The organism is Ideonella sp. FW305-24 (genome assembly GCF_058788035.1).
Window position 1 is genome coordinate 68,710 of the sequence record NZ_JBYTAI010000004.1, and the last position, 24,914, is coordinate 93,623.

Annotated in this window: 27 protein-coding genes, 1 tRNA gene and 1 riboswitch; of the genes, 18 read left to right on the forward strand and 10 right to left on the reverse strand. The window is 68.0% G+C overall.

Features of this window, described 5'->3' with window-relative positions; all coding sequences use genetic code 11:
- The first annotated feature begins 121 nt into the window (after positions 1–121).
- The 4 genes from AC3WR5_RS12235 to AC3WR5_RS12250 all read left to right on the forward strand — a co-directional run bounded on the left by AC3WR5_RS12235 (position 122) and on the right by AC3WR5_RS12250 (position 3,639).
- Entirely contained in the window at positions 122–1,918 is a 1,797-nt protein-coding gene (locus AC3WR5_RS12235) for an NAD(P)/FAD-dependent oxidoreductase (protein WP_492484726.1), read from the forward strand.
- A gap of 276 nt (positions 1,919–2,194) precedes the next feature.
- Complete coding sequence (locus tag AC3WR5_RS12240; RefSeq protein WP_492484728.1) at positions 2,195–2,410, forward strand: hypothetical protein; 216 nt, start codon at positions 2,195–2,197, stop codon at positions 2,408–2,410.
- A gap of 19 nt (positions 2,411–2,429) precedes the next feature.
- Positions 2,430–2,873 (forward strand): hypothetical protein, encoded by a 444-nt coding sequence (locus AC3WR5_RS12245; protein ID WP_492484730.1) that lies wholly within the window; start codon positions 2,430–2,432, stop codon positions 2,871–2,873.
- A 70-nt stretch (positions 2,874–2,943) separates the two neighbouring features.
- Entirely contained in the window at positions 2,944–3,639 is a 696-nt protein-coding gene (locus AC3WR5_RS12250; RefSeq protein WP_492484732.1) for a substrate-binding domain-containing protein, read from the forward strand.
- A gap of 103 nt (positions 3,640–3,742) precedes the next feature.
- Here AC3WR5_RS12250 and AC3WR5_RS12255 read toward each other — a convergent pair whose 3' ends face one another.
- Together AC3WR5_RS12255 and AC3WR5_RS12260 are read right to left on the reverse strand one after the other, a co-directional pair.
- Positions 3,743–4,561: an alpha/beta fold hydrolase gene (locus AC3WR5_RS12255; RefSeq protein ID WP_492484734.1), complete on the reverse strand. Its 819-nt coding sequence runs from the start codon at positions 4,559–4,561 to the stop codon at positions 3,743–3,745.
- A 32-nt stretch (positions 4,562–4,593) separates the two neighbouring features.
- Positions 4,594–4,869, reverse strand: coding sequence for a DUF4242 domain-containing protein (locus tag AC3WR5_RS12260; RefSeq protein WP_492484736.1), 276 nt, complete (start codon positions 4,867–4,869; stop codon positions 4,594–4,596).
- A gap of 222 nt (positions 4,870–5,091) precedes the next feature.
- Between AC3WR5_RS12260 and AC3WR5_RS12265 the strand changes: the two genes are divergently transcribed.
- The 5 genes from AC3WR5_RS12265 (at position 5,092) to AC3WR5_RS12285 (ending at position 8,804) form a co-directional block, all read left to right on the forward strand.
- The gene (locus tag AC3WR5_RS12265; RefSeq protein ID WP_141287159.1) at positions 5,092–6,156 is read left to right on the forward strand and encodes a GlxA family transcriptional regulator; all 1,065 of its coding nucleotides are present in this window, start codon (positions 5,092–5,094) and stop codon (positions 6,154–6,156) included.
- Positions 6,157–6,367: 211 nt separating this feature from the next.
- On the forward strand, positions 6,368–6,679 hold the full coding sequence (locus AC3WR5_RS12270; RefSeq protein ID WP_141287161.1) for a BufA1 family periplasmic bufferin-type metallophore: 312 nt from the start codon (positions 6,368–6,370) through the stop codon (positions 6,677–6,679).
- Between the two features lie 4 nt (positions 6,680–6,683).
- On the forward strand, positions 6,684–7,589 hold the full coding sequence (bufB, locus tag AC3WR5_RS12275; RefSeq protein ID WP_492484739.1) for an MNIO family bufferin maturase: 906 nt from the start codon (positions 6,684–6,686) through the stop codon (positions 7,587–7,589).
- Complete coding sequence (locus tag AC3WR5_RS12280) at positions 7,537–8,331, forward strand: HvfC/BufC family peptide modification chaperone (RefSeq protein ID WP_492484741.1); 795 nt, start codon at positions 7,537–7,539, stop codon at positions 8,329–8,331. Before bufB ends, AC3WR5_RS12280 begins: the two co-directional genes overlap by 53 nt.
- 20 nt (positions 8,332–8,351) lie before the next feature.
- Complete coding sequence (locus tag AC3WR5_RS12285) at positions 8,352–8,804, forward strand: DoxX family protein (RefSeq protein WP_492484743.1); 453 nt, start codon at positions 8,352–8,354, stop codon at positions 8,802–8,804.
- 19 nt (positions 8,805–8,823) lie between these two features.
- On the opposite strand, the gene AC3WR5_RS12290 is transcribed toward AC3WR5_RS12285, so the two are convergent.
- Entirely contained in the window at positions 8,824–10,029 is a 1,206-nt protein-coding gene (locus tag AC3WR5_RS12290) for an MFS transporter (protein ID WP_492484745.1), read from the reverse strand.
- A 75-nt stretch (positions 10,030–10,104) separates the two neighbouring features.
- Between AC3WR5_RS12290 and gcvA the strand changes: the two genes are divergently transcribed.
- Positions 10,105–11,052 carry a transcriptional regulator GcvA gene (gene gcvA, locus AC3WR5_RS12295; RefSeq protein WP_492484747.1) on the forward strand — a complete coding sequence of 316 codons (948 nt, stop codon included), beginning with the start codon at positions 10,105–10,107 and terminating at the stop codon, positions 11,050–11,052.
- A 126-nt stretch (positions 11,053–11,178) separates the two neighbouring features.
- A complete protein-coding gene (locus tag AC3WR5_RS12300; RefSeq protein ID WP_492484748.1) occupies positions 11,179–12,150 on the forward strand; it encodes a Bug family tripartite tricarboxylate transporter substrate binding protein in 972 nt (323 codons plus the stop codon).
- A gap of 29 nt (positions 12,151–12,179) precedes the next feature.
- Here AC3WR5_RS12300 and AC3WR5_RS12305 read toward each other — a convergent pair whose 3' ends face one another.
- Positions 12,180–13,085, reverse strand: a complete 906-nt coding sequence (locus tag AC3WR5_RS12305; RefSeq protein ID WP_141289700.1) for a LysR family transcriptional regulator — start codon at positions 13,083–13,085, stop codon at positions 12,180–12,182.
- 120 nt (positions 13,086–13,205) lie between these two features.
- Here AC3WR5_RS12305 and AC3WR5_RS12310 point away from each other — a divergent pair, with 120 nt between their 5' ends.
- The gene (locus AC3WR5_RS12310) at positions 13,206–14,507 is read left to right on the forward strand and encodes a gallate dioxygenase (RefSeq protein ID WP_492484750.1); all 1,302 of its coding nucleotides are present in this window, start codon (positions 13,206–13,208) and stop codon (positions 14,505–14,507) included.
- Between the two features lie 36 nt (positions 14,508–14,543).
- Here the strand turns inward: AC3WR5_RS12310 and AC3WR5_RS12315 are convergent, their stop codons facing one another.
- Positions 14,544–16,250: a tannase/feruloyl esterase family alpha/beta hydrolase gene (locus AC3WR5_RS12315; RefSeq protein WP_492484752.1), complete on the reverse strand. Its 1,707-nt coding sequence runs from the start codon at positions 16,248–16,250 to the stop codon at positions 14,544–14,546.
- A 261-nt stretch (positions 16,251–16,511) separates the two neighbouring features.
- On the opposite strand from AC3WR5_RS12315, the gene AC3WR5_RS12320 reads away from it, so the two are divergent.
- Entirely contained in the window at positions 16,512–17,612 is a 1,101-nt protein-coding gene (locus tag AC3WR5_RS12320) for a porin (protein ID WP_492484754.1), read from the forward strand.
- A gap of 54 nt (positions 17,613–17,666) precedes the next feature.
- Positions 17,667–18,764 (forward strand): NAD(P)/FAD-dependent oxidoreductase, encoded by a 1,098-nt coding sequence (locus tag AC3WR5_RS12325; RefSeq protein ID WP_492484756.1) that lies wholly within the window; start codon positions 17,667–17,669, stop codon positions 18,762–18,764.
- Positions 18,765–18,876: 112 nt separating this feature from the next.
- Here AC3WR5_RS12325 and AC3WR5_RS12330 read toward each other — a convergent pair whose 3' ends face one another.
- The 3 genes from AC3WR5_RS12330 to AC3WR5_RS12340 all read right to left on the reverse strand — a co-directional run bounded on the left by AC3WR5_RS12330 (position 18,877) and on the right by AC3WR5_RS12340 (position 19,974).
- Positions 18,877–19,083 carry a hypothetical protein gene (locus AC3WR5_RS12330; protein ID WP_141287774.1) on the reverse strand — a complete coding sequence of 69 codons (207 nt, stop codon included), beginning with the start codon at positions 19,081–19,083 and terminating at the stop codon, positions 18,877–18,879.
- 162 nt (positions 19,084–19,245) lie between these two features.
- Positions 19,246–19,503: a hypothetical protein gene (locus AC3WR5_RS12335; RefSeq protein ID WP_141287775.1), complete on the reverse strand. Its 258-nt coding sequence runs from the start codon at positions 19,501–19,503 to the stop codon at positions 19,246–19,248.
- Between the two features lie 400 nt (positions 19,504–19,903).
- Positions 19,904–19,974, reverse strand: a tRNA-His gene (locus AC3WR5_RS12340).
- 707 nt (positions 19,975–20,681) lie between these two features.
- On the opposite strand from AC3WR5_RS12340, the gene AC3WR5_RS12345 reads away from it, so the two are divergent.
- Positions 20,682–21,044, forward strand: coding sequence for a hypothetical protein (locus AC3WR5_RS12345; protein ID WP_492484759.1), 363 nt, complete (start codon positions 20,682–20,684; stop codon positions 21,042–21,044).
- A 9-nt stretch (positions 21,045–21,053) separates the two neighbouring features.
- On the opposite strand, the gene AC3WR5_RS12350 is transcribed toward AC3WR5_RS12345, so the two are convergent.
- Together AC3WR5_RS12350 and AC3WR5_RS12355 are read right to left on the reverse strand one after the other, a co-directional pair.
- A complete protein-coding gene (locus tag AC3WR5_RS12350; RefSeq protein WP_492484761.1) occupies positions 21,054–21,281 on the reverse strand; it encodes a hypothetical protein in 228 nt (75 codons plus the stop codon).
- A gap of 283 nt (positions 21,282–21,564) precedes the next feature.
- Complete coding sequence (locus tag AC3WR5_RS12355; RefSeq protein WP_492484762.1) at positions 21,565–21,804, reverse strand: hypothetical protein; 240 nt, start codon at positions 21,802–21,804, stop codon at positions 21,565–21,567.
- 454 nt (positions 21,805–22,258) lie between these two features.
- On the opposite strand from AC3WR5_RS12355, the gene AC3WR5_RS12360 reads away from it, so the two are divergent.
- From AC3WR5_RS12360 to AC3WR5_RS12370, 3 genes are all read left to right on the forward strand, one after another.
- Positions 22,259–22,477 (forward strand): DUF3563 family protein, encoded by a 219-nt coding sequence (locus tag AC3WR5_RS12360; RefSeq protein ID WP_492484764.1) that lies wholly within the window; start codon positions 22,259–22,261, stop codon positions 22,475–22,477.
- 191 nt (positions 22,478–22,668) lie between these two features.
- A riboswitch (glycine riboswitch) is annotated at positions 22,669–22,794 on the forward strand.
- A gap of 52 nt (positions 22,795–22,846) precedes the next feature.
- The gene (locus AC3WR5_RS12365; RefSeq protein WP_492484766.1) at positions 22,847–24,175 is read left to right on the forward strand and encodes a D-amino acid dehydrogenase; all 1,329 of its coding nucleotides are present in this window, start codon (positions 22,847–22,849) and stop codon (positions 24,173–24,175) included.
- A 37-nt stretch (positions 24,176–24,212) separates the two neighbouring features.
- Positions 24,213–24,839 (forward strand): LysE family translocator, encoded by a 627-nt coding sequence (locus tag AC3WR5_RS12370; RefSeq protein ID WP_492484768.1) that lies wholly within the window; start codon positions 24,213–24,215, stop codon positions 24,837–24,839.
- Positions 24,840–24,914 lie beyond the last annotated feature (75 nt).

A 24,914-nucleotide genomic window follows, 5' to 3' on the forward strand; every position in this document is an offset into this window, starting at 1 on the left:
TGCTTGAGGCACCCATTTCCTTGCCTGACAAGGACTTGCGCGCGCCGCCGCGCCGGCACGGCTCTTGAGTACCCCCTGTTCGATCGGCCCATCCCGAGGCCGATGACACAGGAGACAACCGATGACCGAGATTCATCCGACGGCTGCCGCGCAGCGTTGGCTTGCCGACTTCGAGGCTGCGCTGGGGGCTGGCAACATCGAAGCCGCCGTGGCGCTGTTCCAGCCCGAGGGCTACTGGCGCGACCTGGTGGCCTTCACCTGGAACATCCGCACGCAGGAGGGCGCCGGCGCGATCCGCGAGATGCTGCAGGCCCGGCTGGCCGACACGGTGCCGTCAAACTTCGCCATCGACGGCGAAGCCACCGAGGCCGACGGCGTGACCGAGGCCTGGTTCACCTTCGAGACCAAGGTGGCGCGCGGCCGCGGCCACCTGCGGCTGAAGGCAGGCAAGGCCTGGACGCTGCTGACCACCATGGTCGAGCTGAAGGGCTTCGAGGAGAAGAAGGGCACGCGCCGCATCAAGGGCGCGGAGCACGGCGTGCACCCGGGCCGCAAGAGCTGGCTGGAGCGGCGCCAGGAAGAACAGGCGCGGCTGGGTTACGAGGAGCAGCCGTATGTGGTGATCATCGGCGGCGGGCAGGGCGGCATCATCCTGGCCGCGCGGCTGCGGCGCCTGGGCGTGCCGACCCTCGTGGTCGAGAAAAACGAGAAGCCGGGCGACAGCTGGCGCAAGCGCTACAAGAGCCTGTGCCTGCACGACCCGGTCTGGTACGACCACCTGCCTTACCTGCCCTTCCCGGACGACTGGCCGGTGTTCGCGCCCAAGGACAAGGTGGGCGACTGGCTGGAGATGTACGCCAAGGTGATGGAGCTGAACTACTGGGGCAGCACCGAGGCGAAAAAGGCCAGCTTCGACGAGGCCACGGGCGAGTGGACCGTGCTGGTCAACCGGGCGGGGCAGGACGTGACGCTGCGGCCCAAGCAGCTCGTCTTCGCGCTGGGCGTCTCGGGTTATGCCAACGTGCCCAGGCTGCCTGGCGCCGATGGCTTCCAGGGTGAGCAGCACCACAGCAGCCGGCACCCCGGCCCCGAGGCCTACCAGGGCAAGAAGGTGGTGGTGCTGGGCAGCAACAACAGCGCGCACGACATCTGCGCCGCGATGGTGGAGCAGGGCGTGGACGTGACCATGGTCCAGCGCAGCAGCACGCACATCGCCCCGTCGGACTCGCTGATGGAGCTGGCGCTGGGCGGGCTGTACAGCGAGCAGGCGGTGAAGAATGGCATTGACCACCACACCGGTGACCTGATCTTCGCCAGCGTGCCCTACCAGATCATGCACACCTTCCACATCCCCGTGTACGAGGAGATGAAGCGGCGCGATGCCGATCTCTACGGGCGGCTGGAACAGGCCGGCTTCATGCTGGACTTCGGCGACGACGGCTCGGGCCTGTTCATGAAGTACCTGCGCCGAGGCTCGGGCTACTACATCGACGTGGGCGCCAGCGAGCTGGTGGCCAACGGCAGCGTGAAGCTGAAGAGTCGCACGACCATCGAGCACATCAACGCCAGGAGCGTGACGCTGACCGACGGCAGCGAGCTGCCGGCCGACCTGATCGTCTACGCCACCGGCTACGGTTCGATGAACCAGTTCCTGGCCGACCTGGTATCGCCCGAGGTGGCGAACAAGGTGGGCAAGGTCTGGGGCCTGGGCAGCGGCACCACCAAGGATCCGGGCCCCTGGGAAGGCGAGCTGCGCAACATGTGGAAACCCACGCAGCAGCCCAACCTGTGGATCCACGGCGGCAACCTGCACCAGAGCCGGCACTATTCGCAGTTCCTGTCGCTGCAGCTGAAGGCCCGTTACGAGGGACTGGACACCCCCGTCCACGGGCTGGCGCCGGTGCACCACCTGCGCTGAATCCAAACAGCGCACGGGTCGTTTCATGACGGCCGCTGCGCCGTGCCAGCCTCAAATCAATCGGGCTGGCACGGCGTTCTTCATTGGACCGAATGGGGCTGGGCCCGGGCATGCTTCGGGCTGTCTGCTTCGAGCTGTGGCCCTCGCAATCAGCGCGCACCTACAAGGTCGCCGCGCATCGACTGACGCTGCTGCAATCTCCGAGATCAGATGCTGGCTCCAGCCGCATCGCCGAGTTCCTCGGCGTCTTTCATCTCCCTCACTGTTCGGTTCCTCATGATTGCTTTGCAAGCCTCTATGCCTTCGGAAATGTGGAAGCTGCGCTTCCTGGCGAGCTGGCGCGAGCTGGCCGATGGCATCGCCCACGACCCGTTGGCAGACCACCAGATCGACTCGCTGCACCTGCGTTTTGGTGCGTCCTCGCCGGACAGCGCGGCCAGCCGCCTGTACTTCGAGGCCAGGCAGCAGCAGCGGCTCGCCGAACTGTCTTGAAAGGCCAGGCTACCCGCGCTTGGCCACCGACCCGGGTCGGTCTGGCGGGTTTGTCGCAGCACTTCTGCAAGGTCTGGGAAAATCGCGGATTCCTTCCCAACGAAAGACCCCGCACAAGATGGCTTTGGTTCAAACAAGAAACCTCACCGGCCTGGCCCTTGAGTACGCCCTTGGTGTTCACCTCTCGTACCCGGTTGGCTACCAGTTCGACACAAAAGGCTTCAGCCTCTACATCGAAGATGAACGCGGCCAGCGCCAGCCCTGGGCTGCCAGCAAGGACAGGCAGATCCGGGCGCTCTGCAAGGATGTCACCGCTTACCACCTCGCCGGAGAGTGGAACGCCAAGCACGCACACAGCGACCTGAAGGTCGAAGGCGCCCGCGATCAACAGACCGCGGAACTGCGTTGCGTTCTGCTGGCCGTCGGCGTGCAGTCCTTCGACACACCTCGCGAGCTGCTGTAGCCTGTCGGGCTGCAAACGAAACCTGCCCGACGGCGCGCCGAGCCCCGGCAAGCGGGGCACTGGAGCCCGAATGAACTGCATTTCCTCGATGGCCACGCGGCAGCTGCTGGCCGAACTGGTGGCCGACTTTGCCAGGCAGGGCGGCGCCGCCGTCCAGGTCGAATCGGTGGGTGGCGTGGACGCTGCCAAGCGCGTGCGCGCCGGCGAGGCGTTTGACCTGGTCGTGCTGGCCTCGGACGTGATCGACAAGCTGGTCGCCGAGGGCCACCTGCTGGCCGGCAGCCGGGTGGACCTGGTGCGCTCCGAAGTGGCCATTGCCGTGCAGGCGGGCGCGAGCAAGCCGGCCGTGGACAGCGAAGCTGCGTTGAAGGCCGCGGTGCTGGCGGCGCCCAGCATCAGCTATTCGACCGGCCCCAGCGGCACCGCGCTGCTGCAGTTGTTCGAGCGCTGGGGCATCACCGAGCAGCTGCAGGGCCGGCTGGTGCAGGCGCCTGCCGGCGTGCCGGTGGGCTCGCTGGTGGCGCGCGGCGAAGTGGCGCTGGGCTTCCAGCAACTGAGTGAGCTGATCCACCTGCCCGGCATCGAGATCCTCGGCCTGATGCCGGCCCCGGTGCAGGTCGTCACCGTGTTCTCCGGTGGCGTGGGCGCCAAGGCCGCCGACCCTGCCGCGGCCCGCGAGGCGCTGCGCTTCATGGGCAGCGACGCCACAGCCGAGGCCAAGCAGCGCCAGGGCATGGCACCGGCCCATCGCATCACTCCGCCTTGATCCCCAGCTTCTGAAACTGCGATGGATGCAGCGCCCCATCCCACCGCACGACCTCGTTGAAGCTTTTTCGCGGTGTGCATGTTCGCGCAGCCTGTCTTGAACGCTAATTTGCCTGAGAGATCGATCTGGCTGCTGTCAGGATCGTGTTGACGACCACCTCTGGCTTGGCTTGCGGCACGTCGTGCCCCGAATGGGTCTTCACGATGGTGGCCTGGGCCCGCTGTGCCATGAAGATCTGCGCCTTGGTTGGGATGGCGTTGTCCTCCAGGGCCACGATCTCCCACTTCGGGATCGAAGCTGGCGGGTTGACGGTGGCCGCATCCGACAAGGCCGACGCCTGGATGGGGCGCTGCACGGCGGCAGCGATGCCGATGGCGCGCGGGGACAGACCGCCTGCGTAGACCTGGCCGAAGGTGGCGGGATTGACGTAGATGTCGGTCCCGGTCGGCTCGGTGCGGGTGACGAGGTTGCTGTCGGCCAGCAGCGAGCCGGGGTACATGTAGGTCAGCGTCGCAGGCGTTTCGCCCTGCATCGGGATGTAGGCGGCCACGTAGACCAGCGCACTGACGGCAGGCACTTCTGCGGCCGCCTGGCTGATGAGGAAGCCCGCGTAGGAGTGCCCGACCAGGACGATGGAGCCCTGGATGGTCTGGAGAACGCTGGCCAGGTAGGCGGCGTCCGATCCAACGTCCCGCAACGGATTGGCCACCGCGATGACCGGATAGCCCTCCTTCTGCAGGGCGGCAATCTCGTGGCGCCAGCTCGATGAGTCGGCGAATGCGCCGTGTACCAGCACGATGGTCGGCTTGGGCGCCGATGACTGGGTCACCGTGGGGGCGGCCTGCGCGGCAGGTGCGCCAGCCCCGGCCAGGATGCCTGTCGCCAGCACGGATGCCACGAGGGCTCGAATGCGCAATGTCATTGGTAAATCTCTTTCGTTGATTGAGCCGACCATCAGCCGATGCCCGTGCCGGGGTCGATCACGCTCGCCACTTCGGTGATGCGCGTGATCGGGAAACCGGCCAGGCGGGCGTGTTCGTGCAGCGTGGCCTCGCAATCGGCCTTGAACACGCAGAAGGTCTTGTCGGCGACGACAAACGACTGCTCCCACTGGGCCTTGCCGGCCAGGGCTTCGGTGGCAGCGTTGCCGGCCCGGGCCGTGCCTTTGAGTTGCTCGCTGTTCAGGGTGCCCACACCGGGCAGGTCGCGTTCGATCAGGTAGCGCTTCATGGAAGCTTTCGAGGGAAGTGAATGAGGTGCCGATGATGGGCAACGCCGCGCGGCCTGGGTAGACGGCATTCGGGACAAATGCCGGGGGCATTCGGGCTGCGCAGCGCGCATGTCGGGTTCACCCCCGATGCTTGTCCGGATCGCCTCTTCAGCCTGGCGCATTCAGCCTGCATCATGGGCACCCATGACACATCCCGCGCCAAGACCTGAACGGAGGGCCGCATGAACGATGCCGCCGCGCTTTCCATCGCCCGCCGTGCCAAGCCGGTGATCGACGTGACAGTGGTGCTGACGGAAGCCAGCTTTGCCTCCACTTCCGTCGCGCCGATCGAGATCTTCCATTCCGCCGGCACGCTGTGGAACCTCTTCCACGGCCTCAGCTCCGAGCCGCGCTTTCGCGTGAAGGTGGCGTCGGTGGACGGCGCGCGTGTCACCACGCTGTGCGCACTGGGGCTGACACCCGAATGCGGCATCGAGGACATCGAGGAGACCGACCTCATCATCCTGCCGGCCTCCGGGCTGGACGTGCAGGACCGCATCGCCCGCACCACCTCGCTGCTGCCCTGGCTGCGCAAATGGCACGACCGCGGCACCTACATCGCCGGCATCTGCACCGGTGTGGCCTTCCTGGCCGAATGCGGCCTGCTGGACGGGCGGCAGGCCACCACGCACTGGGCCGTCGCCGACACGCTGAAGGCGCGCTATCCGCAGGTGCTGTGGCGGCCGGACCAGTTCGTCACCGAAGACGGCCACGTGTTCTGCAGCGGCGGCGTGTATGCGTCCATCGACCTCAGCCTGTTCCTGGTGGACAAGTTCTGCGGCCACGAGATTGCGCTGAAGTGTGCCAAGTCGCTGCTGCTGAGCATGCCGCGCAGCAGCCAGGCCGGCTACGCGGTGCTGCCGCTCTCGCTGCCGCATGCGGACAGCAAGATCCGCGAGACCGAGGAATTTCTGCTGGCCCATCTGGCGGAAGACATGGCCACCGAGACGCTGGCCGAGCGCATCGGCATGGGCGCGCGCAGCTTCATCCGCCGCTTCAAGGCGGCCACCGGCCAGGCGCCGGGCGCGTACACGCAGGCGCTGCGCATCGCCTCGGCCAAGGAGATGCTGGAAAGCGGCAAGGTGCCGGTGGCCTTGATCGCCGAGAAGGTGGGCTATGCCGACCTCGCCTTCTTCCGCCGCCTGTTCAAGCGCCACACCGGCCTCACGCCTTCGGACTACCGCGAGCGCTTCGGCCGCATGACCTTCGAGCGCGGGGCTCTGATGCCAGGACGGCAGGCGAGCTGACGCCGCTTCCCCGCCCCCACACGGCCGCTTTTCAGCGGCCGCTTTTGTTGGTGCAGCGAACCTCGCCAGGCCGCTTGGCAGGATCGCCTCGCCAAGTCGGCAGCTTTGCCGTCTTACGAGATCGGGCGCCGGATCAGAAGATTCGCTTGCGGTGTGGGACCTGACACCCACACCGGATTCCTCTCTCACCAACTCCATTTCTGGAACCCTCATGAAGAACCGATTTTTCTCCGTCTCCCTGCTGGCTGCCGCGGCCGGCATTGCCGCTCCGGCCTTGCTGCTGTCGACCGCGCACGCGCAGGACAAGGAGTACCCGCAGGTCGTGAAGGACAACATCGCCCGCGCCACCGCGCAGCACCTGGAGAAGTGCTATGGCGTCAATGCCGTGGGCAAGAACGACTGTGCGGTGGGCAAGCACTCCTGCGCCGGCCAGGCCACGCAGGCGCGGGACCCGCAGTCCATCGTGCTGGTGCCGGCCGGTGTGTGCGCCAAGCTGGCCGGCGGCAACACGCAGGCGAACTGACGCGATGGCGGCCGCGCTTGCCCAGGCCAGCGCGAGGCGTGGTCGCGTGCCGGCTGCCGCCGGCATCGGGCTGCGCTTCCCGCATCAGTCGCAACTGCTGCAGCAACTGCCTGCCGTGGCCTGGCTGGAAGTGCACACCGAGAACTACATGGGCGGCGGCGCGGCCATCGCCGCGCTGGCCGGCATCCGACAGCACTACCCGCTCTCGCTGCACGGCGTGGGCCTGTCGCTGGGCAGCGCCGAGGGCATCGACCTGGTGCACCTGCGGCAGGTCGCCGAAGTGGCGGAGCGGGTGGCGCCCGGGCTGATCTCGGAGCACCTGAGCTGGAGCCAGGCCGGCACGACCTGGCTGCCCGACCTGCTGCCGCTGCCGATGACGGAGGAGGCGCTGGCCGTGATCTGCCGCAACGTGGACTGCACGCAGGCGCTGCTGCGCCGTGCCATCCTGCTGGAGAACCCGTCCTCTTACCTGCGCTTTGCGCACTCGCCGATCCCGGAAGCCGAATTCCTGGCCGAGGTCTGCCGGCGTACCGGTTGCGGGCTGCTGCTGGACCTGAACAACCTGCAGGTCAGCGCGATGAACCACGGCTGGGACACCGCCGCCTACCTGCAGGCGCTGCCCATCGAGGCGGTGGGCGAGATGCACCTGGCCGGCCACAGCGTGGTGGAGATCGACGGCCACGCGCTGCGCATCGACGACCACGGCTCGCCGGTGCCGCCCGAGGTCTGGGCGCTTTACCGGCAGGCGCTGCAGCGCTTCGGCCGCGTGCCCACGCTGATCGAGTGGGACACCGACTTGCCGCCACTGGCCAGGCTGCTGGCCGAGGCCGACAAGGCCCAACACCTCCTGGACCACCATGCAAGCCTCATCGCCGCACAGCCTGCGCGAACTGCAGCAGCTGTTCTCTGACGGCTTGCTGCGGCCCACCACGGCGGCCCAGGCCTCACTCGGCCGGCACCTGTGCAACGAGGGCCTGCCCGCCGCGCAGCGTCTGCAGGTCCACCGCCACACCATCCAGCAGGCCCTCACCACGTCGCTGCAGCTGATCTTCCCCGCGGTGCAAGCCCTGGTGGGCGCGGACTTCTTCGCGTTTGCCGCCAACGAGTTCGCGCGCGCTCATCCGCCACGGCATGGCTGGCTGGACGACTACGGCGACGCCTTTCCGGCCTTCATCGCCGCGTTCAAGCCCGCCGCTGGCCTGCCCTACCTGGCCGAGTTGGCGCAACTGGAGCGCCTGGTCAACCAGGTGCTGCGGGCGCCGGACGAGCCCCATTGCGATGCGGCCGCGCTGGCCTTGCTGGACGAGGCGGACGCGATGCTGGTGCGCTTCGCACCGCGCGCTGCGTTCCGCCTGCTGGCGGTGCACCAGTCCATCGACCAGCTCTGGGCCGCGGTGCTGGCGGACGACTCGCAGGCCTTGCACACGCTGGACCTGGACGCCGGCCCGGCCTGGCTCTTCGTCTCGCGCGAGGCGGAAGGCCTGGTGGTGCAGCGTGTGCCAGCGCACGCGTGGCAGTTCGCCCACGCCCTGTGCCAAGGCAAACCGGTAGGCGCAGCTGCGGCCGGCGTGGCCGATGCGGCACCAGCGCTGCTACAGGCGCATCTGCTGCGCCGGCATTTCCGAGCCTTCTTCCTCTCTTCCCAAACATGACTCAGAACCTCTTCTCACCCATGCCCGCGACACGTTCGCGCCCTGTCTACCGCTTGATTCAGCTGGTCCGTCAGCTCGACGCCGTGCCATACGCCGCGCTGGCCATCCCGCTGCGCTTGGCCGTCGCCTGGGTGTTTTGGAGCTCCGCGCTCACGCACCTGGCCAGTTGGGAGACCACGCTGTTCCTGTTCGCGGACGAGTACCGCGTGCCGCTCGTGCCCCCGGAAGTGGCAGCCTGGCTGGGCGTGGCGCTGGAGGTGGCCGCACCCATCGCGCTGCTGCTGGGCCTGGGCACCCGCTTCGCCGCAGCCGCACTGCTGGGCATGACGGCGGTGATCGAAGTCTTCGTCTACCCGCAGGCCTGGCCGACGCACCTGCAATGGGCGGCCATGCTGCTGGTGCTGCTCTGCCGCGGCCCGGGCGCGTTGTCGCTGGACGCCTGCCTCGCCCGCCGGTTCATGCGGGCGGGTTGAGGGTCCCGGCGGGGCCGAGTCAAGCGGCCTGCAGCCGCGACCGCAGCGCCATCGCCAGCGGAAAAATGGCCAGCGCGGTCAGTGCGGTCGCGAAGGTGGCGCCCTGCACGCCGATGCCGTCGCCGAGAAAGCCGTAGAGCACCGGCGCGACGGCGCCCGAGCCGATGGTGCCGGTGTAGAACAGCGCGAAGGCCCGCTCGGTCTTGTCCGGGTGCGAGAGTTCCGGCACCGTGCCGTACAGCACGGACGAGGTGCCGTTGAGCATCAGGCCCAGCAGCGGCAGCAGCACCAGCGTGGGCGCCAGCGGCGTGAACATCACCGCCACGGTCAAGGCCGCCGTGCCGCCTTCGGTCGCCAGCACGGTGCCGACCATGCCCATGCGCGCGCCCAGCCAGCCGCAGAGGAATTTGCCTGCTGCACCGCCTGCGAAGACCAGTGCCAGGGCCGTGCCCACCATCGGTGTCGATGCGCCCTTGGCCTGCAGCAGGAAGGGCAGGAAGGTCAGCAGGCCCATGCGCACCGCGGTGTCGAGCACGCCGATGGTGAACAGCAGGGCGAAGCCTGTGCCGGCATCCCGGCGACCGTCACTGGCAGGCGCCTCGGCAGCGGCCTGCTTTTGGGGGATGGCGGGCAGCAGCAGCGCAATCGCGGCGGCGGCGATGCAGCCCAACGCTGCCATCACCCACAGCGCGTGGCGCCAGGGCATCAGCGTGATCAGCAACGAGACGGCAGCGGGCAGTGCCGCCTTGCCCAGGTCACCCGAGAAGTTGTAGATGCCCAGGGGGCCACGTGCCTCGCGGCCGTAGACACGCGAGACGGCGCCCGAGGCCAGCGGATGTTGCGTGCTGGATCCGGCGCCCGAGAGCGCCAAGGCCGCGCACAGCCCGAGCAGGCTGCCCGAGGCGCCTGCCGCCGCATAGCCGGCTGCGGCCAGCAGCGTGCCAAGGGCCAGCGTCGCCCGGCTGCCCAGGCGGTGGGCCAGGCGGCCCGCCGTGAGCTGCAGGCTGGCCATGGTGCCGGCATACAGGCCACGCAGCATGGCCAAGGCCCCATAGCTCAGGCCGAAGTCGGCCTGCCATGTGGGCAGCAGCACGTAGATCATGTCGGTGTAGCCGTCATGCAGCGCATGCGCGGCACACGAGACCCACAGCACCCGGGAACGCGAAGCGGCGGTTGGCGAGGGCTGCGCCGCGGTGGACGGTGGCATCGAGGTCGAGTCAAGCATGCGGCCACTCTAGGGCCGCGCTGGCGGCGCTTCAACGGACAATATTTCGCGGCAGCCGGGAGTTAAAGTCACGCCATGAACGGCGAGCCAAGCATCGAGGGCAGGGACAAGCTGCCGCCCTTGAACGCGCTGCGCAACTTCGAGGCGGTTGCCCGGTGCGGCAGCTTTGCCGCTGCAGCCGCCGAGCTGCACGTGACCCACTGGGCCGTGGGCAAGCAGATCCGGTTGCTGGAAGACTGGTTCGGCGTGCCCTTGTTCGAGCGCCAGGCGCGCGGCGTTGTGCTCACTGACGCGGGCGCGGCGCTGCTCAACGACGTGAGCCAGGCTTTCGAGCGCCTGGCCGACGGGGCTGCCCGGCTTCGCCACGCCGACATCGTGCGCCGCGTGTCGGGCACCGTGCGAGTGAACGTGCTGGCCAGTTTTGCCCTTTGCTGGCTTCTGCCGCGCCTGGCGGACTTCCATGCGCGCTACCCCGACATCGAGGTCCGGGTGTCCACCACCTCGCGCAAGCTGCGCTATGTCGGCGATGCATTCGACATCGGCGTGCGTTCCGGCAAGGAGGACGGCGCCGGCCTGGTGTTACGCCCGCTGATGGCCGACCTGCGCCTGCCGGCCTGCAGCCCCGCGCTGCTGCGCCAGCGCCCCATCCAGGGCGTGGCGGACCTGCGGCAGCACACGTTGCTGCATTCCGCCAGCACACGCACGTCCTGGTCACATTGGCTGAAGGCGGCGGGCATGCCCGAGCTCCGGGTGATTCGCCATGTCGAATACGACCATGTGTTTCTCCAGCTGGCCGCCGCTGTCGAAGGCCTGGGGGTCACGCTGGCGTCGCTGCCGCTGATCGAGAGAGACATCGCGGCGGGCCGCCTGGTGTGCCCGATCGCAGCGCCCACTTGGCGCGCGCCGGACTACACCTTGGTGCTCAACCGCGACCGCGCCGGCGACGATGCCGTTGCCGCCTTCGAGCGATGGATCACGACGGTGGCCGAACAGGGTCCGGTGAACTTGCAACTGCCAGGCTGAGGCATGCCGGATCGGCATAGCAGCTATCGGGACATTGCGCTTGCTCGGGCCGAAACGGGCCACAGAATCGCCGCAGCCACCGGGCTGGCCTTGCGGCGAGCGCGGGACACAAACCCTGGAGACCTCATGACGAAGTTCAACCGCCGGCGGGCCGTGCTGGCCACCTTGGCGCTGGCCGCTGGCACCGCGGTCCGCGCCGCGGAAGCCTGGCCGAGCAAGCCCATCCATTTGATCGTCGGCTACAGCGCCGGAGGTGCGGTGGACACGATTGCCCGCGCGCTGGCGGCGCAGTTGCAGCGTGAGCTGGGCCAGCCGGTGATCGTCGAGAACAAGCCGGGGGCCGGCACCAACCTGGCGATCAAGTCGCTGATCGACAGCCCGCCTGACGGCCATGTGCTGATGCTGGCCGCCAACGCGCTGGCCGCCAACGTGACCCTGTTCCAACCTGCGCCGTATGCGCTGGACAAGGTGCAGGCGGTGTCGCTGGTCGGCCGTGTGCCGGTGGTGATCGCGGCCAATGCGCAAGGCGGTGTGGACTCGATCAAGACGCTGATCAGCCAGTCCAAGGCCAAGCCCGATTCGATCGACTACGGCTCGCCCGGCAATGGCTCGACGCCGCACCTGGCGATGGAACTCTTCGAGCGCGCTGCCGGCATCCGCCTCAGCCATGTGCCGTACAAGGGCGGGGCGCAGGCGGTGACCGACGTCATTGGCGGCCACATCCAGACCGTGGCACTGAATGCGCTGGAAGTGCTGCCACATGCCAAGGCCGGCAAGCTGAAGGTGCTGGCGGTGCTGAGCACGCAGCGCTCGGCCATCTTCCCGGAAGCGCCGACGATTGCCGAGTCCGGCTTCCCGGGTTTCGAGGCCTCGGTCTGGTACGGCCTGGTCGCACCCGTCGGCTTGCCGCCGGCGGCGGCCACGCGCCTGCATCAGGCGGTGCAACACGCATTGGCGCAGGCCGAAGTGCGGGACCGGCTGACCTCGGCCGGCGGCGACGTGGCGCCGGGCAGCACCGCGATGTTCGCCGAGCTGCTCGGCAGCGAGCAGCAGCGCTACGGCAAGCTGATCCGCGAGGCCCACATCCAGCCGGAATGAGCAGCTGAAATGAGCGACTGAAGACAGGCTCAGGGCTGCAGGCTGGTCAGGTGGTGGGCTGCGCGGTGCAGGTGCGCGAGGAAGTGGCGCACGCTGGGCTTGAGCGCAGCGTCCGAGCGGGCCAGCGCCACCAGCTTGGCTTCCAGCGGGCCTTCGGCCACCGGCACGATGTCCAGGAAATCTGCGGCGAACGGATGCGTGGCGATCTGGTGGGGCAGCAGGCCCACGCAGTTGCCGCTGGCGATGATGGACAGCAGGCCCAGCGTGGAGTTGACCACTGCGCCAGCGGGCGGCGGCTTCAGGCCGTGCATCTCGAACAGGATCTTCGCGTAGCCGGTCTCGACGTTGGCACCGGTGTAGACCCAGGGTGCATTCGCCAGGTCTGCCAGCCGGCGCGCACGCGCCAGTGGATTGCCCTTGCGCACCACCACCACCATCGAGATGGGGATCAGCGGCTCGACCGTGAACTCGCCGGGCGGCAGGTGCTCGGGCAGCGGGCCGAGCGCAATGTCCACCTCGCCCTTGCGCAGCCTCGTGAGCTGCGCGATGTAGAGCTCCTCGATGATGCGCAGCTGCACCTGCGGGAACTCCTGGCCGAAAGTGCGCAGCGTCTCGGGGACCAGCACCATCACGGCCAGCGGCACCGCGCCGATGGTCAGCTCGCCGGTCATGCGGCCATCGAGCTGCTGGATCTGGTCCACCGCCTGCGAGAGCTCGCGGTCGGCCGCCACGGCGCGCTCGTAGAGCACCATGCCTTGCGCGGTGGCAAACACACCGGTGGTGGAGCGCTGCAGCAGCGTGGTGGCCAGCTCACGTTCGAGCTCGCGGATCATCTTCGTCAGGGCCGGCTGGGACAGGTGCAGGCGGCGTGCGGCGGCGCGCAGGCTGCCTTCTTCGACGGCGGCCACCAGGGCGCGCAGGCTGGTGAGCTTCATCGGAAAATGATAACCACGCGTTATTGCGCTGTGTGTTGCGACATCTTCTGAATCGCGGGGGCGATTTGTAAAGTCCGCCGACAGTCAACACAGTGGCCGCAGTGCGCGGCAGCAGCCCTCATGGCGACCATCATCGGCGGCATTGCCGCGTCCCACACGCCGACGATCGGCTTTGCCTACGACCGCGACAAGCGCGACGACCCGGTCTGGGCGCCGATCTTCGCGGCCTTCGATCCGGTGCGGGCCTGGCTGGCCCAGCAGAAGCCCGACGTGCTGCTGTTCATCCACAACGACCACGTCACCTCGTTTTTCTTCGACCACTACTCGGCGTTTTCGCTGGGCGTGGGCGGGCAGTGGGAGGTGGCAGACGAAGGTGCCGGCGCACGCGACCTGCCAGCCATTGGCGGCGACCCGGCATTCGCGGCCCACCTCGGCCGCTCGCTGATGGCCGACGAGTTCGACATGTCCTTCTTCCAGCGCCGGCCACTGGACCACGGCTGCTTCTCGCCGCTGTCCATGTTGTGTCCTCACGAGCAGGCCGGCGGCTGGCCGGTGAAACTGGTGCCGCTACAGGTCGGCGTGCTGCAGTTCCCCATTCCCACCGCGCGCCGTTGCTTCCGCCTGGGCCAGGCGCTGCGCCGCGCCGTCGAGAGCTACCCCGAGCCGCTGCGCGTGGCCATCGTCGCCACCGGCGGCCTGTCGCACCAGGTGCATGGCGAGCGCGCCGGCTTCAACAACACCGAGTGGGACCAGCACTTCCTCGATCTGTTCGAGCGGGACCCGGAACGCCTGGCCCAGATGACCCACGCCGAATACGCCGAGCTCGGCGGCGTCGAAGGCGCGGAAGTCATCATGTGGCTGGTGATGCGCGGTGCATTGTCCTCACAGGTGCGCTGCTTGCACCGCAGCTACTACCTGCCGTCGATGACCGGCATTGCCACTGCCGTCTACCAGAACCTGGCGCAGCCGGCCACCGCGGCCGAGCAGCAGCGCCAGGCGGCGCACGTGAATGCGCAGCTGGCCGGCGTCGAGAAGCTGCAGGGCAGCTACCCGTTCACGCTGGAGCGCAGCGTCGGTGCCTACCGCATCAACCAGTTCCTGCACGCGCTGATCGAGCCGGTGCACCGCGCCGCCTTCCTGGCCGACGAGGAGGCCGAGTTCGCGCGCGCGGGCCTGTCCGACACCGAGCGCGAGCTGCTGCGACGGCGAGACTGGCGTGGCCTGATGCACCACGGTGCGATCTTCTTCGTGCTGGAGAAACTGGGCGCGGTGATCGGCGTGTCCAACCTGCACATCTACGCCGCAATGCGCGGCCAGTCGCTGGAGGAGTTCCAGCGCACGCGCAACGCGCCGGGTGCGCTGTATTCGGTGGCCGGCAAGGAAGCCACCGGCCTGAGCTGGGCGAGCAGTCCTACCGCGTAGGACCGCGTCGCTCAGCTCGGCGGCCGTGCCGGGCCTTCAGCGCACGCTGGGCGCGTAGGGCCGGAAGAAGTCGTCGCCACGCCAGGCCGGCAGCGTCGGCACGCTGGGCGGCAGCACGCCGCTGTAGCTGCTGGCGGTGTTGGGATCGCCCTTGCCGTCATGCACTGCCATGGCGGGGTACGGGAAGACTGGGCGCAATCGCGCGTTCGGGGCCACGGTGGCAGCAGGCGGCGCACCGGGCGCTGCGGCGGCTGGCGCTGCGCTGGCACCGGCGGCAGTGGGTTGGCCGAAGTTGCTTTTGGCCTCCTTGGGACTGGGTGCGCGGGCGACGACGGCCTGCGGCGCCACGCCGCGTTCGACCCAGTCCAGCAGCGGTGTCAGGAAGTCCACCGCACTCGGGCCTTCGCCACTGCCGCAGTGGTACACGCCGGGCAGCAGGTACAGGCGGGTGAAGGTCTCTGCCTGCGCGGCGCCCATCACGCGCTGGACGGCGTTGAGGTAGGCGACCGTGTTCAGCGGCGAGATGTGCGGGTCTGACCAGCCATGCCAAAGGATCAGCTTGCCGCCGGCCTTGGCAAAGGCCGAGAGGTCGGGGTTGGTCGCGTCGAACAGCGGGTGCCGTGCGCGCAAGCGGTCGAAGGTGGCGCCGTCGAACGGCAGGTCGGCGAGGCGGAAGTCGGCTGGCGGGTCGGTCTCGAAGCTCAGGTTGCGCAGCGCGTCCAGTGCGATGCGTTCGCTGAAGATGGGCTGGCTGGCGCTCTCCGGCACGAACACGCCGGCCCAGGCCAGCTCGGAGCCCGGCATGGGGCCTGCCACGGTCAGGCGCTCGCCGGTTTCGGGGTCGCGCGGGCCGTCGTACAAGCGGCGCACGGCTTCGAGCTCTACTTCGTTCAGGCATTTCGCACTGGCGGCCACGCCGGGTTCGCAGCGCAGCGGGGCCAGGTCCACGTAACAGGCGCGCGGGTTGGCGATCAGGCCATCGGCCTGGCCGTCGAGCTTGTCGCATTGCGCGAGCACGGCCTGGTGCAACAGCGGCAGCTTGGAGGCCACGAGTACGGCCTTGCCGTCCAGGCCGGTGTTGCTACGCGCCTGCCAGGCGTGGTACATGCTGTTCTGCACCTGGAAGTTCAGCGCGCCGGCACCGGCGATGATGCCGTCGAAGTCTTCCGGGTAGCGCTGGGCCTCGATCAAGGCTTCCCGGCCGCCGTCAGAGCAGCCGGTGAAATAGGACCTGGCGGCCGGCTTGCCGTAGAAGCTGCGGATCAACTGCTTGGCGGCCAGTGCAGTGAGGTGCACCGCGCGGTGCGCGAAGTCCACGCGTTGCTGCGGGTCACGGCCAAAGTCACCGCTCATGCCCTGATGGCCCATGTCGGTCGAGGCGATGGCAAAGCCGCCCGCCTGCAGCGGCAGGCAGCCCTCGGCGGCGCCCACTTCCAGCGACGCGCGGCCGCACAGCCCGCCGCAGCCGACCTGCAAAAAGCGCCCGGTCCAGGTCTTCAGCGGCAGCGTCATCACGAAGCCGATGCTGGGCGCCAGCTGGCCTTCCACCGCGCAGACGAGTGCGCCGCCGTTGGTAGTTTCCCTGGCGCTGGTGACGCGGCTGCCATCCCCGCCGATGGCGCTCAGGTCCGCCTTCAACAGGCTGCTGCAAGCCTGTGCCGGCTTGAGGGGTGCAGGCTTCTCAGCAGTGGCCGCCAGGGCCTGGATGGACGCGAAGACAAGGCAGCCGAACAGCAAGGTCAATGCGGTCCTCAGACGGACAGGTAAGGGCAGGGTCATGGTGTGAGCGAGTGGCCTCAGAGGTCGGTCAGGGCTGGCCATGATTGGCGTATCAACAGGGCATGTCAACCGCCAGCACGGGTGTGGCTGACGCGATAACGCCGGGTAATTGCGCCACCGGTTTCGCCATCTTCTGACGCTGGGGCCGGCTTCCTACACTGCGGCGCTCATTCAATCAGCACGGTGGCGCCACGATCACCGCCAGCCCTACCGGAGACAACCGACATGCATCGATCCCTGCTGAACCTGGCCGTCTTGGCCATGCTGGCCTCTGCCAGCTTCGCCACCCAGGCCCAGACCGTGACCATCTACGGCCTGCTCGACCAGTCGGTCGAACACCTGACGAACGTGGGCGCAGCCAGCACCGGCACCAACCGCCTGCCGGGCCTGACCGGCACGGTGCCTTCACGGCTGGGCTTCCGAGGCACCGAGGACCTGGGTGAGGGGTTGAAGGCGGTGTTCACGCTGGAGCAGGGCCTGGGCCTGGACACCGGCACCTTCAACCAGGGCGGGCGGGTGTTCGGCCGCCAGGCCTTCGTGGGCCTGACCGGCAACTGGGGCGGTCTGACGCTGGGCCGCCAGTACACGATGCTGTTCTGGTCTCAGCTGGATGCCGACATCCTCGGTCCCAACGCCTATGGCTCGGCCTCGCTGGACAGCTACCTGCCCAATGCGAGGGCCGACAACGCGGTGGCCTACCGCGGCACGTTCAACGGCTTTACGGTGGGCGCCACGTACAGCCTGGGCCGCGACTCTGTCAACGTGCCCAGCCCTTCGGGCACCAACTGCGCCGGCGAAAGCGCGGCCGATGCGCAAGCCTGCCGCGAATGGTCCGCGCTGGCCAAATACGACGCGCCGAACTGGGGCCTGGCGCTGGCGGTCGACCAGATCCGCGGCGGCACCGGCGCCTTTGCCAGCCTGACCAGCAGCACGCTGACCGACCGGCGCGCCACGGCAGCCGGCTGGGTCAGGTTCGACGCACTGAAGCTCGGCGCCGGCGTGATCTCGCGCCGCAACGAAGGCAGCGCCACCACGCCGCGCAGCGAGCTCTGGTATGCCGGCGCGGCCTATGCCGTCACCCCGGCCTTCACGCTGGACGGCGAGCTGTTCCGGCTGAGCTACAAGGACAGCGACAACAAGGCCACGCTCTACGCGCTGCGCGGCGCCTACAGCCTGTCCAAGCGCACGGCGATCTACGCGACAGCCGGCCGCATCGGCAACAGTGGCACGCTGGCGCTGGCGGTCAGCAATGCAGCCGCGGGCAACGGCCCGGTGGCTGGTGGTGTGCAGGTGGGCATTGTGGCGGGCGTGCGCCACGCGTTCTGACCATCGCCCCTGAACCTGCGAGACTGGGCGCCAGTCTGCAGGAACGGGTGAGTGATGGAACGAGTGGATTGCATCGTCGTCGGTGCCGGCGTGGTCGGGTTGGCCGTGGCCCGCGCGCTGGCCCTGCGTGGCTTCGAGACCGTGCTGCTGGAGCGCGAGCGCTGCATCGGCAGCGGCACCAGTTCGCGCAACAGCGAGGTCATCCACGCCGGCATCTACTACCCCACCGGCTCGCTGAAAGCCGAGCTGTGCGTGCGCGGCAAGCAGCTGCTGTACGACTACTGCGCCAGCCACGGCGTGGCGCACCGGCGCTGCGGCAAGCTGATCGTTGCGACCTCGGCCGAGCAGCGCGACACGCTGGAGAAGCTGCAGGCCACCGGCCATGCCAATGGTGTGAGCGAGCTGGCGATGGTCAGCGCCGCGCAGGCCCTGGCGGCCGAGCCGCAGCTGCAATGCGTGGCCGCGCTGGAGAGCAGCAGCACCGGCATCGTCGACAGCCACGGCCTGATGCTGGCGCTGCAGGGGGACTTCGAGCAGGCAGGCGGCATGCTCGCCTATGACGCGCCGGTGCTGGGCGGAGAATGCGGGGCCGAAGGCATCACGCTGCAAGTGGGCGGCGAGCAGCCGATGGCGATCCACGCAGGCCTGGTTGTCAACAGTGCTGGCCTGCATGCCCAGACGCTCGCGAAAGGCTTGATCGGCTTGCCGGCGGAGTGGGTGCCGCCGCTGTACACAGCCAAAGGGAACTACTACAGCCTGGCCGGTCGTTCGCCGTTCTCGCGGCTGATCTACCCGGTGCCCGAGCCGGGCGGGCTGGGCGTGCACCTGACCATCGACCTCGGCGGCCAGGCGCGCTTTGGCCCGGACGTGGAATGGGTCGACACGCTGGACTACCGGGTCGACCCGGCGCGCGCCGATGCGTTCTACGCGGCCATCCGCCGCTACTGGCCCGGCTTGCAGGACGGCGCCTTGCAGCCGGGCTACGCCGGCATCCGCCCGAAGATCAGCGGGCCGGGCGAGGCCGCGGCCGACTTCCTGATCCAGGGCGAGGCCGCGCATGGCGTGCGCGGCTTGGTCAACCTGTTCGGCATCGAGTCCCCGGGGCTGACCGCTTCGCTGGCGATTGCAGAGCGGGTGCTCGCGGCGCTGTAGCGCACAGGCGAAAAAAAGCCCCGCGGTTGCGGGGCGAATGAGTGGTCAGTGGGACCAGTCGATCAACTTGACATTCAGACAGCCACATCACACCGGCACATGGCCGGGGCGCTCAGCCGTTGATGCTGCGCTTGCCGGTGACCACGACCACCTGGGTCGGGGCGCTCGGCGTGGCCTGGGCGAACTGTTCGGCCTGGACCTGCCGGTCGGCGTAGTGGCTCAGGCTGGCCAGCACGGTCAGCGTGACGGTGGCGGCCAGTGCCAGGAAGGGGGCGCGGGTGCGAAGGCTGGTGGTGTTCATGAACGTGAAAGGGGTCATTTGGGGCTCCTTGCGGTGTGCGGTGGGTGTCGATGGATGTACTTTAGGCAGCCGCGATCCCGGCCGCGACCGTCTTGCGACAGGCGGGGCCGGCAGGCGATTGAGTTGCCTTTGCAGGCGATGAGTGGTGGCCAGCTGGCCGCTGCCGTGTGGCGCGGAGCGTCAGGTGCTCAAGGGCTTGCCGGGCGGCGGCACGGCCGAGGCCGGGGCTTCCGGCGCATCGTCCAGAAACAGCGCCGGCACGGCGGCAGCCGCCTCGGGCAACTGCGCGTCAGCCAGTTGCGAGCCCTGGCGCTGGGCTTCGGCCACCTGCACCAGGCCGGCCAGCAGGCTGAAAGTCATCACCGCGGCCATCAGCAGCAGGCCACTGCCCAGGCTGTCCAGCAGGGCGTTGGCAAGGGAAGAGATCCGGGTCTTCATCGGAAACTCCTTTCAATGGTTGAACCGCCAAACCGTGGCTCACAGCCTCGGCCCGGCGCTTGTCTGCGGTGTTGCGCGCTTGCCGGTGTCGGGTGAAGCTGCGCCTCAGTCGCGGAAATAATCCTGGCGCAGTGCGCCGTCAAAACGAGCCGCTGCGCAGGCAGCACTGCATGAAACCGGCGCGCCGAACCGCAGGGGCAGGGGTCTTGGCGCCCCAGCTTCTCCAGCAGTTCCTTGTCGCCATGCACCACCCGCGCGCCGCGCTTGACCCCGGTCTCGGACGGGTAGCCCTTGCGGCGCTTACGGGTGGCTTCGAAAGCTGAAGGCTTCAGCCGCCAGTGGGTTGTACTTCTTCATGATGTCCTCCTGTTTTTTGGGGTGAAAGCGCGATGCGCTCAGGGGTGACCGGTCGGGATCGAACCGACATCAGTGGCATCACAAGCCACGGCTCTGCCATTGAGCTACGGCCACGCCTGAGCGCATTTGGTGAAAGGTTCCGGTGACGGGTTCCGGTGCCGCCCAATCTTTGCGGCCGATTTCCGCCTTCGAAGCGTGAGCTCGACGAAGGCTTCGTGAAACATGGGTCTTCAGTCCCATCACGGTTGTGCTCCAGCGCGAACGCAAGGCCCGAGGGCTTGCGCCGTGTTCTCGCTGCACGACACGGGCGTCCCCGTGGCGCACATCCTGGCCGCTCTCACACAGAGAGCGCATGCTCGGCCTTGTGCCGAAACACACCCGTGATGGGACAGAAATTCAGAAGGTCAAAAGCAACAAGGCCCGGATCCTTTCGGATGCCGGGCCTCGATGGATTCGAGTAGGAGGCAACGCGCTATGCGCTGGCCTCGCCCGGGGGCATGTTGTGGCTGTGATCACCGGCCTGGCTGTTCGAACCGCAAACGTTTGCAGACAAGCCTGCAAACCCTGCACCCATGCCGGTGCACTGGCCCGAAAGGGGCAGCGAACGCTTGGCGATGAAGGTGGCGGAGTTCACGGTGAGACTTCGGTTGGGTTGGAACGAAAGACCTGGTGATCGGTGGAACCCGAAGGTTCCGGTGCCGTGAGCAGTGGAAGCCACTCAGCAGCGAATGGGTGAACTGTAAAGAGTCTTCACTTCTGCGTCAAGCGGGTGCGACAATCTTTGTGTTCCAGATCGTGTCTTTGCCGCCACAACCGCTTTCGTGTCAGACAACCTCACCGTGAATCGCCGCCAGAACGTGCTGGCCTTGTTTCAACGTTATGCCGAGTCGCAGATGCGGGCTGGCGTGCCGCCCAAGGGCATGGAGCAGGCCTTTGCGCAACAGCTGCAGATCAGCCCCAGCATGTGGAGCCAGATCAAGAGCAGCCGGCCCATCGGTGACAAGCTGGCGCATCAGATCGAGGTGGCCTGCGAGCAGCCGCTGGGCTGGCTGGACGGCGAGCATGTGCCGCAGTCGCCGAGCGCTGCAGAGCAGCAGTTCCTGGCCATGGCACAGGAAGTCTGGCGTGGCACGAATGCAGAAGGGCGCAAGCGCCTGAAGCAGTTGCTGAAGGAACTTCGCTGAGCGCTTGGCTCAGACGGCGCTGCGCTTGCCGCAGACCACGACGACCTGCACCGCGCCTTGCGAAGCGGCCTGTGCGACCAGCGCATCGTCCGCCTGGGCATTGGCGATCTGCGACAGGCCGGCCAACACGCTGAAGGTCACCATCGCGGCCAGGCTGAGGAAGCCGGTGCGGGCGGCCTTCGAGCTGGCTTGGAATTCGCGGGTGTTGACGTTGGCGGTGCTGTTGGGGGTGGTCATTTGAGGCTCCTGCTGGGCTGCAAATCGTGTTTCGATGGGTGGACTTTAGGCAGCGCCGCTTGCGCTTGCGACCGGGATGCGACGAGTTGCCGCAGCGCCTGGCCAAACTGCTGCGCGCAGGGATGAACGGCAGCGGCTGAACGGTGTGGAGAAGGTCTACCGGGACGTCCACTCAGTGGTGCGTCGACCGGCTGCTGCTGCAGCGGCCCGCTGGCGTTCGGCGCCACAACGAAAAAAGCCCCGCAGTGCGGGGCCTTCGGCGCGGGATCGACGCGACTGGGTGTCAGACCCGCTTGCCGGTCACGACGACGATCTGCAGCGGCATTTCGTTGGCCGGCACGGCGCTGGCGAGCATCGTCGCGGCGTTGCTGCGGGCCTGGGCCAACTGCACGTCCTGGACTTGCTGGCCGGCGATGTGGGTCACGCCCGCCAGCACCGTCAGTGTGACCACGGCGGCCAGACCGGCGAAGCTGGCGCGGGCGGCGTTGGAAGCAGCGGCGAAACGGGTGGCGGTGGCGGTCATGGTGGGCTCCTGGTGCGGTTCGGGGTGTCGATGAGTGGACTTTAGGAAACCGCGGACTGCGGTGCGACCGGGATGCGACGAGTTGCCGGTTTGGCCGCGCAGAAGGTTCGATTCGCTGACGAAACGTCGGTGGCCCGGCAGCGAATTCGCGCTTCGCGTGCTGCGATTGGGCACTCGGTGAGCAGTGCTGGGCGGCATTTCAAAGTCATGCTGTTTGTGCATAACCCGATGCGAAGGCACTTTGGATCCGGTCTGGTGAAAAGGCGGTTTTGCCAATGAAAACAAGGCTTTGCGTCGTGAAATGCGGCCGTTTCTAGGGCCTTGTTAACCGACCCCTCGCCAGCACGATTGAGTGGAAACCCTTAGACTGCATTGCATACAAAAACCAAACCGGGCTGTCCGGAGCCACCGCTCCGAGAGATGGCCCTCCATCAGCCCCAAAAGGGTACAGACCATGACCTCCGTTCAAAACACCTACGCAACTGTCCGGCGTTTCATCGCCCAACTGACTACCCCTTCGCAACGCGGCCAGGATGCCAGCCGTGAAGACGACGAGCGCTACCTGTCGCAAGCCGTCGACATGGGCGACCTGGAGCGGCGCATTCGCCAGCTCGAGCGCGGCACCGTCGAGAGCGCGCACACGCAGCTCAGCATGATGAGCTGGAGCCACTGAATGCGTTCCGACCTGATCCTGGCGATCCTGGGCGCCTTCCGCGCGGCGTTTGCCGCGCCGGTGCGACCGGCGGCCCCTGTGCCGCGTCGCCCGCTGTAAACTGATCTTCTTCCAGGAGAAGCCGAAGCACTTGTTGCCGAAGCTGCCGAAGGCGTACCCCTCAGAACGCTCAGGCCCAAAGACTGGAACCATCTCGACAAACTGGAGAGCGTTGCACGGCAGGCCTTGAAAGCTTCGCCGATGGCAGCCGCCGAAGGGGCAAGCGCCGCGGGGAACCGCGGCGTGAATCTCTCAGGCAAAAGGACAGTGGGGGCAGTGGCCGGAATCTTGCGAGCAGATCGCAAGGCTTCGGCCATTGCCCCTTTCTTTTTGCCTGAAAGAAAGCGCTTTCCCATGAAAGTCATCGTTCTCGGCGCCGGCGTGATCGGCGTGTCCACGGCCTGGTACCTGGCGCAGGCCGGGCATGAGGTCACCGTGCTGGAGCGCAATGCTGGTGCGGCCCGCGAAACCAGTTTCGGCAACGGCGGCCAGATTTCCGTCAGCCATGCCGAGCCCTGGGCCAACCCCAGCGCGCCGCTGAAGCTGCTGAAGTGGCTGGGCAGGGAAGACGCACCGCTGCTGTTCCGCCTGCGGGCCGACCCGGCGCAGTGGCGCTGGGGCCTGAAGTTCCTGCTGGAATGCCCGGCCGCGCGTTCCAGGCGCAACATGATCCAGCTGCTGAACCTGGGCACCTACAGCCGCAGTTGTCTTCAGGCGCTGCGCGCCGAGACCGGGTTGCAGTACGACCATCTGACCAAGGGCATCCTGCACTTCTACACCAGCCAGCAGGAGTTCGACCTGGCGGTGGAGCCGGCGCGCGTGATGCGCGAACTCGGCTGCGAGCGCGACGTGATCGGCCGCGATGAGGTCGTCAAGCTGGAGCCGGCGATGGCCCACATCGCACCGCAACTGGCCGGCGCCACCTACACCAGCGCCGACGAATCCGGCGACGTGCACAAGTTCACCACCGGCCTGGCCGCACTCGCGGCCGAGCGTGGCGTGAAGTTCCGCTACGGTGTGCGGGTGCAGAAGCTGCGCAGCGAAGGCGGCGAGATGAGCGGCGTGGAGTTCGCCAATGAAACCGGCCTGTACGAGGTGCTGAGTGCGGACGCCTACGTGCTGGCCGCCGGCAGCTTCAGCCCGCAGTTGGCCAAGCAAGCCGGCCTGACGCTGGACATCTACCCGGCCAAGGGCTATTCGGCCACGTTGCCGGTGCTGGACGCCGCCAAGGCCCCGCAGGTCAGCCTGACCGACGACGAGTACAAGCTGGTTTTCTCGCGCTTCACCTCGCCCGAGGGTGACCGCCTGCGCATTGCCGGCACGGCCGAGCTGAACGGCTACGACCTGGCGCTGAACCCGGTCCGCTGCGAGGCCATCGTGCGCCGCACGCTTCAGCTCTTCCCCGGCGTGAGCCGGCCCGAGCTGGCCAGCTACTGGACCGGGCTGCGCCCGGCGACGCCTGGCAACGTGCCCTACATCGGCGAAAGCCGCGTGCGCAAGCTGTTCCTGAACACCGGCCACGGCACGCTGGGCTGGACCCACGGCGCTGGCTCCGGCCATGCGCTGGCGCAGCTGATCGACGGCCGCCGGCCCGAGGTCGACTTTGCCTTCTGCGGCCCGCTGCCGGCCAGGCAAAGCCTGTCGCTGCAACCGGCCTGAGTGGGGCCCGCTGTCTGTCGGCCTCTAACATTGGTCGATGGACATCTCACTTTTCAGCCAGGCCATGTTGGTCGGCCTGTCGATCGCCGCGCCGGTCGGGCCCATTGGCCTCTTGACCATCCAGCGCACGCTGGACCAGGGCCAGGCCGCCGGCCTGGCCACCGGCTTGGGCGCCGCCGCGGCGGACGCCTGCTATGGCGCACTGGGCGCGTTTGGCGTCACGCTGGTGATCGACTGGCTGGTCGGCGCGCGCGTGCCGCTGGCCCTCGTCGGCGGCGCGGTGCTGGCCTGGCTCGCATGGCGCACCTGGCAGGCGCCGGTGGCCGAGCGCGCGGCTTCAGCGCCCGGCACCGGCAGCCTGCTGGGCTCTTTCGCCGGCACCTTCCTGCTGACGCTTTCCAACCCCGCCACCATCCTGTCCTTCCTGGCCATCTTCGGCGCGCTGGCCGGCAGCTCGGCGCAGCCGGCTTCGCCGGGCTGGATGATCCTCGGTGTGGGTTGTGGTTCTGCGCTGTGGTGGTGGCTCTTGACGGCAGTCGTCGGCCGGCTGCGCCAGCGCTTCGATGTGCGTTGGCGGCGCCGCGTGAACCAGGCTTCGGCGCTGCTGCTGGGTGGGTTTGCGCTGTGGCAGTGGGTCTCTCTGGCGCGCTGGACGCTGGGCTGAACGCTTCTGCAGTTCGTCGCGCCAGCCTGCAACTGGTCGGCGCCAGCGGCATCCTGTCGCAACCGAGGCTCATTC